The organism is Bradyrhizobium sp. 4 (assembly GCF_023100905.1).
Classification (GTDB): domain Bacteria; phylum Pseudomonadota; class Alphaproteobacteria; order Rhizobiales; family Xanthobacteraceae; genus Bradyrhizobium.
Window position 1 is genome coordinate 7,502,007 of the sequence record NZ_CP064686.1, and the last position, 12,920, is coordinate 7,514,926.

The window sequence follows — 12,920 nt, forward strand, 5'->3', positions numbered from 1 at the left end:
GTAGGCGCCAGCGAACGACCCCGCGCCCGACTCAAGCCGCCGCTGTCGAGTCGCGCACCGTCCGGACCACGACCGACCGGAGCTGTTCGAGATTGGCCGCCATGCCGGCGATCGCCTGTCTGACCTCCGCGGCGCGCTCGTTCACGGAGGCGGCGTCGCGGCTGACATCACCGATCTTGGCCGAGACCTCCTTGGCCGCGGAAGCTGATTCGGAGATCGACCGCGTGATCTCTCGCGTCGCCGCGTCCTGCTCTTCCATCGCGGCGGCAACCGAGGTGGCAACGCCGTCGATCTCGACGATGTGACCTCCCATGGTTTCGACGGCATCGACTGCGGCCTGCGTCGAGGCCTGGATCTCGGCAATCAGCCGCGCGATCTCCTCGGTGGATTTGGCGGTCTGGTCGGAGAGGGATTTCACTTCGGCGGCGACCACCGCGAAGCCACGGCCGGCCTCCCCGGCGCGCGCCGCCTCGATGGTGGCGTTGAGTGCCAGCAGATTGGTCTGGCCGGCGATGCCGCCGATGAGGTCGGAGACCTCTGCGATCTTCTTCACCGATCCGGCCAGCGTCTGGATGGTCGAGCGCGCCTGTTCCCGACCGGCGACCGCCGATTTCGTCACCGTGCTGGTCCGCGCGACCTGGGTTGCGATCTCGCGGATCGAAGCACTGAGTTCTTCAGCCGCGGCCGAGACGGTCTGCGAGCTGCCGAGAGCCTGGTTGGAGGCGGCTGCGACCGCCTGCGATTGTGTCGAGAGCGACCTTGCGATCTCGGACAAACTGGAGGCGGCACGCTCCACGCCTTGCGTCGCGGCGCTCGCGGTGTCGACCGAGCGGCCGGTCTCGCGCTCGACGGTTTCGGCCATCTGGTGCAGGGCGCCGCGCTTGGCGAGCGCCGCCTCCTGCGCCTTCTGCAACTGCTCCTCGCGCAGGCGGGAATTCTCGACCGCCGCCTGCTTGAACACCAGGAGTGCGCCCGCCATCGAGCCGACTTCGTCCTGCCGGTGCGCGAAAGGGATGTCGGCGGCGAGATCGCCGGTCGCGAGCTTTTGCATCGTGCTGGTCATGCGCACGATCGGGCGCATCACGCCGAGGGCGACGCCGAGCAGGCCCGCCGCAATGAAGGCGAGGACGGCGGCGGAGACGCCGAGGAGGATATAAAGCATGGAGCTGTCGCGGTCCGCGGCCAGCTTCTCCATGTCGGCATTCTGCTTGTTGGCGCTCTCGACGATGCTGTCGATGACGGCACGGTGCGCGGTGTAGGCGTCCTTGAGCTGCGCGTAGGCGCGCTCGGAAGCGGCCGTGTCCTTGGCCTTGAGTGCGGGGAGGAGCTGGTCGGACAACAGCTTCCAGAACTTCTGCACCTCGGCGTCGGATTTCGACACCAGGGCCGTTTTCAGGTCGGCCGAGAGGCTGGAGGTGACCCAGAATGCCTTGCGCTCGTCGTAGTCCTTGCGGAGCTGGACCAGGCGTTCGCCGTGGGCCGCCAGCTGGTCGGGCTCGCGCATGGCCAGCGTGGCCTCGAGATAGGCCTCGATCACATATTCCGGCGGCGGCAGGATGTCCGCGATGAGATCATTGCCGAGCTTGATGTCGGAATAGAGCGGGCCGCCGACCTTGAGCTCTTTCAAGGCGTAAAGGCTGGTGGAGACCACGGCGGTGAAACCGATCGCCAGAACGATGCCGAAAGCAATGATTGCGGAAGAAAGCGAAAGGCGAATTTTCATGGAACAATCCAATGGGCCGCGCTGAATCCCACGGACCCTAAAGGATTACGGTAAACACGGGATTGCATCGCGCGGAAATTGCATCGCACGAACTCCGGAAAAATACGGGAAACGGCGTCAGGTGAACGGTTTCGGGCAGCGAAATCAGGCCGTCCTCCGCTGTCGTCCCGGATCGGCGCTCCGCCTGTCCGGGACGAGGCTGGGATCACACGTCGAAAAACACCGTCTCGTTGTCGCCCTGAAGCCGCAGGTCGAGCCGGTACACCGGCTTGCTGGCCTCGCGCACGGCCGTCAGCGTGGCGCGACGGTCGGCGGGCACCACCGCCAGCACGGGATCGGCGGCATTGCCGGCCTCGTCGCTGAAATAGATGCGGGTGTAGAGATGCCGCAGCATGCCGCGGCCAAACACCGCAAGCAGGATATGCGGTGCCTGCGGCTTGCCGTCGGGATCGGGCACCGCACCCGGCTTGATGGTTTCAAAGGAATAATTGCCGTCCTTGTCCGTGCCGCAGCGGGCAAAGCCGCGGAAGCTCGCATTCGGCAGCGCGCGTTTGTCCTGCGGATCGGCAAAGCGCCCCTGCCCGTCGGCCTGCCAGATCTCCAGCATGACATCGGGCACAACGACGCCATCGCCGTCGAACACGCGGCCCTCGATCCGGATCCGATCGCCGGTGACGTCGGGCGTCAGCGTCGAGTTGGTGAACGCGTCGTTCCAGGCATACTCGCCGGTCGGCGTCAGGCCGTATTTGAAGAACGGGCCGACGGTCTGCGACGGCGTGATCCCATTGTCCTGCACTTAATGGTTCTCCATAGGGGTGGCGTTCTTGCCGCGCAGCACAATGTCAAAGCGGTAGCACAGCGCCCATTCGGGCTTAGTGTTCTCGAGATCGAACGACGACACCATCCGCGCCCGCGCCTTTTCGTCCGCCACCGAATTGAAGATCGGATCGAACGGGAACAGCGGATCGGCCGGGAAGTACATCTGCGTCACGAGACGCGTGACGAAGGAATGGCCGAACACCGAGAGATGGATGTGTGCGGGACGCCAGGCGTTGTGATGATTGCCCCAGGGATAGGCGCCAGGCTTGATCGTGACAAAGCGGTAGTAACCGGCGGCGTCGCTCACGGTGCGGCCGGCGCCCGTAAAGTTCGGATCGAGCGGCGCCGGATGCTGGTCGCGGACGTGAACGTAACGGCCGCAGGAATTGGCCTGCCAGATCTCGACCAGCGAGTTCGGCACGCCCCGGCCGTCCTCGTCGCGCACATGGCCGTGCACGATGATGCGTTCGCCGAGCGGCTCGCCGGTGTGTTGGGTGGTGAGGTCGTTGTCGCCCTCGCGCACGGTCTCGTGGCCGTAGACCGGGCCGGTCAGCTCCGACAGCGTATGGCGCATCGGGATCAATGGCTTGTTCGGCGCGCGCTTGATCGAGCTCTTGTACTCGGGCGACAGCGGCAACGGATGCGCCGTGTTGCTGCCGACGGGATAGATGAATGTCATTGGCGAACTCCTCCCCCGGCCCTTTTCCGACCGGTCTACGCTTCCGCCAATCATTATAGGATATAACTAATTGGGGGAAGCGGCTTTGCGCCCTATTTGATCGGCGGACGCGGCAGGACGGCCTCGCCGGCTTCGAGCCGGTAGACATGGTCGAGCGAATACCAGGGCGTCGCGACGTCGCGCTCGGTCGGATGTGGCGTGTCATGGCGCAGGAACTTGCCGATCAGCGCCTTGGTCACGCCGAACTGCACGTCGCTATCGATATGCGGATCGGCGGGGTCGTAGACCTGCGAGATCAGCACCTTGAATCCGGGCTTGAAGACCAACGCGTGCAGGTGCGCGGGACGATAGGGATGCCTGCTCTGCGCCTCCAGGAGGCGGCCGACCACGCCCTCGGTCGGAATGGGATAGCCGACCATCATCACGGAGCGGAAAGAGAAGGCTCCGTCCTGGTCGGTCGTAAACTTGCCGCGCAGGTTCATGTCGGCCTGCTCGGGGTCCTGATTTTCATACAGACCAACCGGCGACGCGTGCCAGACGTCGACCTCGGCGCCGGCGACGGGGCGACCGCCCTTGTCCACGACGCGGCCGTTGACGAACAGCGGCGCGCCCGGTGTCTCGGAGCGGACGATCGATCCGCCATTTTCCACCCGCGGCGAGTTCAGCCGCCAGAACGGCCCGAGCAGCGACTGGTCGGTTTCCGTGTTGCCTTCATCGCCATTGTTCAGCAGGCACACCAGCGGCGAGATGCCGAGCGAGCCTGCCATCAGCACGACCTCATTATGCGTGTCGGTCGAGAGCTTGCCGAGTTCGGCGATCACAGCCGTGGCGTCGCGGAATTCCTTCTCGGTCAGGCGAACGTCGCGAACAAAACCGTGCAGATGCTTGACCAGGGAGACCATGATCTGGCGCAGCCGGGGATCGGACGTCTGCTCCATCACCGCCAATGCCGCGGCCGTGACGTCCTGCTCGCGCGCGATGATCATGGGATGCTCCCCTCACCTTGCGTCATGGCCGGCTTGTCCCGGCCATGACGAGTCTGGGGCACCCGGCTCCGGGATGACGGAACGCTACCCGTCCCGTCAGTTCAGCTTCTCGATCGCGACGGCAACGCCCTGGCCGACGCCGACGCACATGGTGGCGAGCGCCAGCTTGCCGCCGCGCTTCTCCATGCCGTGCACGGCGGTGAGCGCAAGGCGCGCGCCGCTCATGCCGAGGGGATGACCGAGTGCGATCGCGCCGCCATGCGGATTTACGAAGTCGGCATCGTCGGCCACACCGAGCTGGCGCATGCAGGCGATACCCTGCGAGGCAAAGGCTTCGTTGAGCTCGATCAGGTCGAAATCGCTGATCTTCTTGCCGAGACGCTCCATCAGCTTGCGGGTGGCCGGCACCGGGCCGATGCCCATGATGCGCGGCGGCACGCCGGCCGAGGCGAGGCCGAGGATGCGCGCGCGCGGCGTCAGGCCGTGCTTCTTCACGGCAGCCTCGGACGCCAGGATCATCGCGGCAGCGCCGTCATTGACGCCGGAGGCGTTGCCGGCGGTCACCGTGCCGGGATTGCGCACGATCGGCCTGAGCTTCGTCAGGGCTTCGAGCGTGGTCTCGGGGCGGGGGTGCTCGTCCTTGTCGACGGTCACAGGGCCGGCCTTGCCGCCGGGAATGGTGATCGGGGTGATTTCCTCCGCAAAATAGCCGGCCGCGATCGCGGCGCCCGCGCGCTGCTGCGAGCGGATCGCGAAGGCGTCCTGATCGGCGCGCGAGACCTGGAATTCCTCGGCGACGTTCTCGCCGGTCTCGGGCATCGCGTCGACGCCATACTGCGCCTTCAGCAGCGGATTGATAAAGCGCCAGCCGATCGTGGTGTCGAAGATCTCAGCCGAGCGCGAGAACGCTTCCTGCGCCTTGCCCATCACGAAGGGCGCGCGCGTCATGGATTCGACGCCGCCGGCAATCGCAAGCTCGATCTCGCCGGAACGGATGGCGCGGCCGGCGGCACCGACCGCATCGAGGCCGGAGGCACAGAGCCGGTTCAGGGTCTGGCCCGGAACCGAATCCGGCAGACCCGCAAGCAGCAGCGCCATGCGTGCCACATTGCGGTTGTCCTCGCCGGCCTGGTTGGCGCAGCCGAAGAAGACCTCGTCAACCTGTGCCCAATCGAGATTGGGGTGCTTGGCCATCAGAGCCTTGATCGGGGCCGCCGCAAGGTCGTCGGCACGCACCTTGGCGAGCGAGCCGCCAAAACGACCGATGGGGGTCCGCACGGCATCGCAGATAAAGACGTCACGCATCGTTGTTCTCCCTGAATGCCGCGATCCGGCCTAAATTCTTCAATGTCGACGGAGTTTTAGGAGGGCGCCCGCAGCAGGTCAATTGACCGATACGCCCGTGTTCCGAGGGGTGCGCACGCGAGTTGCGCATGCCGCGGTGCGGACAACGTGGAAAACCTCCCCTCCCCGGCCAAAGCGATAGGAGCGCGGGGTGAAATTTTGTAGGTTGCGCCGCCCATGACGATGCAACAGCCGATCCCAGTGCCGCCCCCCGACGAAGCGGCCGCCCCGCAGGCGGAAGCCGCCGCGCGCGTCACGCCGATGATGGAACAGTACCTTGAAATCAAGGCGGCGCATCAGGGCCTCTTGCTGTTTTACCGGATGGGCGACTTTTACGAGCTGTTCTTCGAGGACGCAGAGATCGCCTCCAGGACACTCGGCATCGTGCTGACCAAGCGCGGCAAACATCAAGGCGCCGATATCCCGATGTGCGGCGTGCCGGTCGAGCGCTCCGAGGATTATCTGCACCGGCTGATCGCCGGCGGCCACCGGGTCGCAGTGTGCGAGCAGACCGAGGATCCCGCCGCCGCCAGGGCGCGCGGCAACAAGAGCGTCGTGCGCCGCGGCGTGGTGCGCCTGGTCACGCCGGGCACGCTGACCGAGGACACGCTGCTCGACGCGCGCGCCAACAATTACCTGCTGGCGCTCGCGCGCGCGCGCTCATCGGCGGGCGGTGACCGCTTTGGCCTCGCCTGGATCGACATCTCGACCGCCGAATTCATGGTGACGGAATGTTCGGGCGGCGAACTCGCCGCCACGCTCGCGCGCATCAATCCGAACGAGGTGATCGTCACCGACGCACTCTATAACGATAGCGAGCTCGGACAGACCCTGCGCGAGCTGCCGGCGGTGACGCCGCTGACCCGCGACGTCTTCGACGGCGCCACCGCCGAGAAGCGGCTGTGCGACTATTTTGCCGTCGCGACCATGGACGGACTGTCGCAGCTCACGCGGTTGGAAGCCACTGCTGCCGCCGCTGCCGTCACCTATGTTGACCGCACCCAGGTCGGCAAGCATCCGCCGCTTTCGCCGCCAGCGCGTGAAGCCTCGGGTGCGACCATGGCGATCGATCCCGCCACTCGCGCCAATCTCGAACTGACGCGGACGCTGGCCGGAGAACGCCGCGGCTCACTGCTCGATGCGATCGACTGCACGGTGACCTCGGCCGGTTCGCGCCTGCTGGCGCAGCGGCTTGCCGCGCCGCTGACCGATGCGGCGGCGATTGCGCGGCGGCTCGATGCCGTCGGCAGCTTCGTTGCCGACTCGGCCGCGCGCGAGGACATCCGCAGCATCCTGCGCGGCGCTCCGGACATGTCGCGGGCGCTGGCCCGTATATCGGTCGGCCGCGGCGGGCCGCGCGACCTCGCCGGCCTGCGCGACGGCATCATCGCCGCCGACCAGGTGCTGACGCGGCTTGGCGAACTCGGCCAGCCGCCGCAGGAGATCGCCGCGGTGATGGCGGCGCTGCAAAGACCGTCGCGCGAGCTCGCGGCGGAATTCGCCCGGGCGCTCGACGATCAACTGCCGCTGATCAAGCGCGACGGCGGGTTCGTTCGCCAGGGCTATGAGCCTGCGCTGGACGAAACGCGAAACCTGCGCGACGCCTCGCGCTTGGTGGTGGCCTCGATGCAGGCGCGCTACGCCGACAACACGGGTGTGAAGGGTCTCAAGATTCGGCACAACAACGTGCTCGGCTATTTCGTCGAAGTTACCGCGCAGCACGGCGACAAGCTGATGTCGGCGCCGCTGAACGCGACTTTCATCCACCGCCAGACGCTGGCCGGCCAGGTCCGCTTCACCACCTCGGAGCTCGGGGAGATCGAAGCCAAGATCGCCAATGCCGGCGACCGCGCACTCGGGCTCGAGCTCGAAATTTTCGAGCGGCTCTGCACCAAGGCGTTGGCAATCAGCGAGGAGCTGCGCGCCGCCGCCCACGCCTTTGCGCTGCTCGACGTCGCGACGTCGCTTGCCAAGCTGGCGATCGACGAGACCTATGTGCGGCCCGAGGTGGACTCGTCTCTCGGCTTTGCCATCGAGGCCGGCCGTCATCCGGTGGTCGAGCAGGCCTTGAAGCGCAATGGCGAGCCGTTCATCGCCAATGCCTGCGACCTCTCGCCGGGCCCTGCGCAAAAATCCGGCCAGCTCTGGCTGCTGACCGGTCCGAACATGGCCGGTAAGTCGACCTTCCTGCGCCAGAACGCGCTGATTGCGTTGCTTGCCCAGATCGGCAGCTTCGTGCCGGCGACACGCGCGCGGATCGGCATCATCGACCGCCTGTTCTCGCGTGTCGGCGCCGCCGACGATCTCGCCCGCGGCCGTTCCACCTTCATGGTCGAGATGGTCGAGACCGCCGCGATCCTCAACCAGGCCGGCGAGCGTGCGCTCGTGATCCTCGATGAAATCGGCCGCGGCACCGCGACTTTCGACGGCCTCTCGATCGCCTGGGCCGCGATCGAGCATCTGCACGAGAGCAATCGTTGCCGCACGCTGTTCGCGACGCATTATCACGAGCTGACCGCGCTCTCCGCAAAACTGCCGCGGATGTTCAACGCGACCGTGCGGGTGAAGGAATGGCAGGGCAATGTCGTGTTCCTGCACGAGGTGTTGCCGGGCTCGGCCGATCGCTCCTACGGCATCCAGGTCGCCAAGCTCGCGGGCCTGCCGCCGGCCGTGATCACGCGCGCGAAATCGGTGCTGGCGAAGCTGGAAGCCCAGGATCGCGGTCAGACCGCGCGCGCGCTCGCCGACGATCTGCCGCTGTTCGCAGTGCCCTCGCGCGCCGCCGCAGAAGCCGCCCCACTGAGCGAGGCCGAACTGCTGATGGACGCGGTGAAGGCACTGCATCCGGACGAGATGTCGCCGCGCGAAGCGCTCGATGCGCTCTATGCGTTGAAGGCCAAGCTGCCGAAGCAGTGAGCGGTCCTTCCGCAATCGTGATTGCGAGCGGAGCGGAGCAATCCAGAATCTCTTCGCGGCGGCAGTCTGGATTGCTTCGTCGCTTCGCTCCTCGCAATGACGAGCCTAATGCGCCAATCGCTTCCTTCGCCCGTTCCACCACAGCGTCAGATTCCAAACGACGCAGGTCGCAAGCCCCATGCAGAGCCCGATCGCGGAGCCGAAATTGGCGGCGCCGACGTGCAACACCGCAATTGCCATGCCGAATCCGAGCAGACCCCAGGCGGAGTTGGCCAGCACCGCAGCAGTCGGAGGGCCGCCGATGCGCGGATGCAGGATCACCATGATGCTGGTGAACACGACCGGGTAGAGCGCGATGATGCCGCTGATGCGGGGGCCGACCGAACTCGATGTCGAGACGACGATGGCGACGAGCGTCGCCACCAGCAATGCCCGCATCGGCACGTCATACCAACGCCGCGTCACCAGCGGCATCTTCACGTGGCGATAGCCCGCGAGCAGCGGAATGCAGATGCCGAACGCGATCAGATTGGCGGCGAGCCCGGCGGTGAGCGACCAGTCGAACTGCTTGATGATCGATGCGAACACGATCCAGACCGCGACCGCGCTTCCGCAACTCACCAGAAGGCTGCGCCGCTGTGCCAGCACCACATAGGTAACGCACATGAAGATCGTCGCTGCATTGACCGGCAAGCTCGACAGTGCGCCCTGCGCGATGAAGGCGGCATCGTGGTCGAGCGCGAGGAAGACGTAGGATGGCCCGGCCGAAACCGGCAAGGTCGCGACCAGCGCGCCGATCACCGGCCCTGAGCGCTCGGTGATGATCGACGCCGTCACGACGAACGCCGCCGCGACCATCATGCGCAGAACGAGGATGAGGATGAAGTAGAGCTCGGGGGACATTTTTTTCTTTTGTCGTCCCGGGCTTCGCCGAGACGACACGATTTGTTGGGCGAGCGAGCGGCCTTCGCTCGCTACATCCGCTGCATCGACACCGAGACCTTCGGGCCGTTCTTGATGGTCTGATAGACCACGCAATAGCGCTCGGTGAGCTTGAGCAGCAGGTCGAGCTTGTCTTGCGGCGCATCAGTGTCGACGTCGAAGCGCAGGCGTATCTCGGCGAAGCCGACCGGCGTCTCCTTGTCGACGCCGAGCGTGCCGCGGAAATCGAGATCGCCCTCGGCGTAGACGTTGCCGGTCTTCAAGGGCACCTCGATGGCGGTCGCGACCGATTTCAGCGTGACGCCGGCGCAGGCGACCAGCGCCTCCAGCAGCATGTCGCCGGAGCAAAGCTCCAGGCCGGTGCCGCCGGTCGCGGGATGCAGGCCGGCCATTGCGATGGCGCGGCCGGTCTCGACCTTGCAGGCGATGCCCTCGCTGTCGGTCGAGCCCTTGGCCTTCAACGTGATCATCGCGGTCTTGGGGTCGGTCTTGTAGCGCTCCTTGATCGGGGCCTGCATCTGGCGCAGTGCTGCGGCGTCCATTTTGTCTCTCCCGGGAAAATCGTCTCTACGAAGTACCGGCTTGCGATGTACCGGCTCGGAGCGAAATTGTCACCACCACATGGCCTGACCGGGACCCTGGGTTGCGTCACGGTCGGGCACGCTGCGGTCGAGCGAGCGGTCGAGTGACGTCAGCACACTCCGCTTGAAATTCTCGAACAGCGGCGAATTGCGGTCGCGCGGCCGGCCGAGATTGATCTCGATCTGGTCGAACAGCCGGCCCGGCCGCGGCCGCATCACCAGCACGCGGTCGGCCAGCACCACGGCCTCGTCGACGTCATGCGTGACGAGGATGAGCGTCGGCCGCGTGTCGGCCCAGAGATCGAGCAGATGATCCTGGAGGTCGCGGCGGGTGAAAGCGTCGAGCGCCGAGAACGGCTCGTCGAGCAAGAGCACCTCGGGCTGTGGCACCAGCGCGCGGGCGATCGCGACGCGCTGTGCCTGCCCGCCCGAGAGCTCGCGCGGCCACGCCTGCGCCTTTTCGGCCAGCCCGACACGCTCGAGCGCACGCGCCACCTTTTCACGCCGCTCGGTCGCGGGCCCATCGGCAAGACCGAAGCCGATATTATCGGCGACGCTGAGCCAGGGCAGCAGCCGCGGCTCCTGGAAGATGATGCCGATCTTGGCATGCGGCGCGGCGATCGCCTCGTTGTCGAGCGTCACCGCGCCCGAGCTTGCGCGGTCGAGGCCGGCGATGGCGCGCAGCAGCGTGGACTTGCCGCAGCCCGAGCCGCCGATGATGGCGACGATCTCGCCTTGCCTGATCTCGGCGGAGAAGCGCGCCAGCGCCTGCACGCCGTTGGGATAGGTCTTGCTGACCCGGTCGAGCGCCAGCATCGCCTTATGCTCCCACCGTACGCCCGAAGGCGTCCTGCCAGCGCAGGAAGGGCGCAGCCGCGATCTCGATCAGCCAATCCGTGAACTTGCCGAGGATCGCGAAGATCACGATGGCGGCGAGGATCTGCGCGGGCTTGCCGAGCTGCTGGCCGTCGAGCAGGAGATAGCCGAGGCCTTCGGACGCGCCGATCAGCTCGGCCGCCACCACGAACATCCAGCCCAGACCAAGACCAACGCGCAAGGACACGACATAGGCCGGCAGCACCGCAGGCAGCAGGATCCGCCGGATCATGGCAGGTCCAGAGAGACGGAAGGTGCGACCGACCTCGACGATCTTGCGATCGACGATGAGGATCGCGCCCATCACGCCGAGATAGACCGGGAAGAACACGCCGACCGCGATCAGCGCGATCTTCGAGGTCTCGAAGATGCCGAGCCAGAGAATGAACAGCGGCACCCAGGCCAGCGAGGGGATAGCGCGCAGCGCCTGCACGGTCGGATCGAGCAGCCGCCGCGCCAGCGACCAATAGCCGGATATGGCGCCGAGCAAGGTGCCCGCGACCACGCCGAACGCAAAGCCAAGACCAACGCGCCACAGTGTCGCGGCGATGTGACGGACCAACTCGCCGGAGCGGGCAAGATCAACGATGGTGGCGAACACGCGCGAGGGCGGCGGCACCAGCCGGCCATTGGACCAGCCGCGCCAGACCAGGAACTCCCAACCGAGCGCGAGGGTCAGCGGCAGCAACACACCCAGCAATGGACGCGCATAACGCGACAACCACGAAGGCGCGGCGGCGCTTTCGGCCGGTTCCGTAGTTTGTTGCAGGACTGGCGCGTCAGAGATCATGGCCGGTAGGAAGCGCGTCTCGTCAGGGAATGCAACACTACTCTTGCCGCGCTCTCCGCTGCTTTTCCCTTCTCCCCTTGTGGGAGAACGTGGCATAGGCGACCTTCAGCCGCCGTCCTTAAAAGAACGCCGACGCTTTGCGTCGGCTATGGCGCCGGATGAGGGGTTCTCTCGGCTCGCATACCGATCGTGAGGAAAGATACCCCTCACCCGCCTCGCTTCGCGAGGCACTCTCCCCCACAAGGGGGGAGGGAAAGAGCACCTTAATTCGTCGGCAGCGGGACCTGGTCGTCGATCAACGCATCCAGCGTTGCCTTCACATCGACCTTCGCGTCCACGACGCCGGCCTGTTGCAAAGCGAGGCCCGCGGCGAGGATCGACTCGCGCTGGGGCGCGCCGATGCGGCTGTGGGTCAGCTCGGTGCGCTCCTTGAGCTGCTTGTCGACGACAGGCTCCGGCAGCTTGGTCACGGCGATGAAGGTCTTCTTGAGCTCGTCGTAATTCGCCAGCGAATATTTGCGCGCCTCTTCGTACACCGCGAGCACGCGGCGGGCGGCGTCCGGATAGTCCTTCAAAAACTGCTCGCGCACATTGAGGATGCCCCAAGTATTGGCGTTGGCCTTGCGGTAGAACAGTTTCGCGCCGTCCTCGACCTCGGCCTGCGCCATCATAGGATCGAGCCCGGCCCACGCATCGACGTCGCCGCGGATCAGCGCGGTCTTGCCGTCGGCGTGCTGGAGCAGCACCGGCGTGATGTCCTTTTCGGTGAGACCTGCGCCAAGCAGCGCGCGCACCAGGAAGATGTGCGGATCGGTGCCGCGCGTTACCGCGACGCGCTTGCCCTTGAGGTCGACGACATTAGCGATCTTGGAATCCTTTGATGTCACCAACGCCGTCCATTCGGGCCGCGAATAGACGTAGATCGACTTGATCGGGTTGCCGTTGATACGGGCGACCAGCGCCGCCGAGCCCGCGGTCGAGCCGAAGTCGATCGAACCGGCGTTGAGGAATTCGAGCGCCTTGTTGGAGCCGGCCGACTGCACCCAGGTGACGGTGATGCCGTCCTTGGCGAACTCCTTTTCCAGGAGCCCCTTCTGCTTCAGGACCATCGACACCGGATTATAGGTCGCCCAGTCGATACGGATTTCCTTGAGCGGATCAGCCGCCCGCGCCACGGGGGACATGGCGAGAGCGACCGCTCCCGCCAACAGTATGCGTCGTGTAATCCTGATCATGCCCGGCCTCCTCAAAACTTCATTGTTTT

At 65.9% G+C, this 12,920-nt stretch carries 11 protein-coding genes; 1 reads left to right on the forward strand and 10 read right to left on the reverse strand.

The window, feature by feature from the left end; all coding sequences use genetic code 11:
- Positions 1 to 31 precede the first annotated feature (31 nt).
- From IVB45_RS35925 to pcaF, 5 genes are all read right to left on the reverse strand, one after another.
- Positions 32 to 1,723 carry a methyl-accepting chemotaxis protein gene (locus tag IVB45_RS35925; protein WP_027566036.1) on the reverse strand — a complete coding sequence of 564 codons (1,692 nt, stop codon included), beginning with the start codon at positions 1,721 to 1,723 and terminating at the stop codon, positions 32 to 34.
- 205 nt (positions 1,724 to 1,928) lie between these two features.
- On the reverse strand, positions 1,929 to 2,519 hold the full coding sequence (gene pcaG / locus IVB45_RS35930; protein WP_247357508.1) for a protocatechuate 3,4-dioxygenase subunit alpha: 591 nt from the start codon (positions 2,517 to 2,519) through the stop codon (positions 1,929 to 1,931).
- The gene (pcaH, locus tag IVB45_RS35935) at positions 2,520 to 3,221 is read right to left on the reverse strand and encodes a protocatechuate 3,4-dioxygenase subunit beta (protein ID WP_247357507.1); all 702 of its coding nucleotides are present in this window, start codon (positions 3,219 to 3,221) and stop codon (positions 2,520 to 2,522) included.
- 92 nt (positions 3,222 to 3,313) lie between these two features.
- The gene (locus IVB45_RS35940; protein WP_247357506.1) at positions 3,314 to 4,207 is read right to left on the reverse strand and encodes a dioxygenase; all 894 of its coding nucleotides are present in this window, start codon (positions 4,205 to 4,207) and stop codon (positions 3,314 to 3,316) included.
- A gap of 96 nt (positions 4,208 to 4,303) precedes the next feature.
- Positions 4,304 to 5,512 carry a 3-oxoadipyl-CoA thiolase gene (gene pcaF / locus IVB45_RS35945; RefSeq protein ID WP_027566040.1) on the reverse strand — a complete coding sequence of 403 codons (1,209 nt, stop codon included), beginning with the start codon at positions 5,510 to 5,512 and terminating at the stop codon, positions 4,304 to 4,306.
- A gap of 216 nt (positions 5,513 to 5,728) precedes the next feature.
- On the opposite strand from pcaF, the gene mutS reads away from it, so the two are divergent.
- Positions 5,729 to 8,467 carry a DNA mismatch repair protein MutS gene (gene mutS, locus IVB45_RS35950; RefSeq protein ID WP_247357505.1) on the forward strand — a complete coding sequence of 913 codons (2,739 nt, stop codon included), beginning with the start codon at positions 5,729 to 5,731 and terminating at the stop codon, positions 8,465 to 8,467.
- A 105-nt stretch (positions 8,468 to 8,572) separates the two neighbouring features.
- Here the strand turns inward: mutS and IVB45_RS35955 are convergent, their stop codons facing one another.
- From IVB45_RS35955 to IVB45_RS35975, 5 genes are all read right to left on the reverse strand, one after another.
- Positions 8,573 to 9,370, reverse strand: coding sequence for a hypothetical protein (locus IVB45_RS35955; RefSeq protein ID WP_247357504.1), 798 nt, complete (start codon positions 9,368 to 9,370; stop codon positions 8,573 to 8,575).
- Positions 9,371 to 9,441: 71 nt separating this feature from the next.
- On the reverse strand, positions 9,442 to 9,951 hold the full coding sequence (locus tag IVB45_RS35960) for an OsmC family protein (RefSeq protein WP_247357503.1): 510 nt from the start codon (positions 9,949 to 9,951) through the stop codon (positions 9,442 to 9,444).
- A 69-nt stretch (positions 9,952 to 10,020) separates the two neighbouring features.
- Complete coding sequence (locus IVB45_RS35965) at positions 10,021 to 10,806, reverse strand: ABC transporter ATP-binding protein (RefSeq protein ID WP_027566044.1); 786 nt, start codon at positions 10,804 to 10,806, stop codon at positions 10,021 to 10,023.
- A 4-nt stretch (positions 10,807 to 10,810) separates the two neighbouring features.
- Positions 10,811 to 11,656: an ABC transporter permease gene (locus IVB45_RS35970; protein ID WP_247357502.1), complete on the reverse strand. Its 846-nt coding sequence runs from the start codon at positions 11,654 to 11,656 to the stop codon at positions 10,811 to 10,813.
- A gap of 263 nt (positions 11,657 to 11,919) precedes the next feature.
- Positions 11,920 to 12,891 (reverse strand): aliphatic sulfonate ABC transporter substrate-binding protein, encoded by a 972-nt coding sequence (locus IVB45_RS35975; RefSeq protein WP_247357501.1) that lies wholly within the window; start codon positions 12,889 to 12,891, stop codon positions 11,920 to 11,922.
- Positions 12,892 to 12,920: the final 29 nt, after the last annotated feature.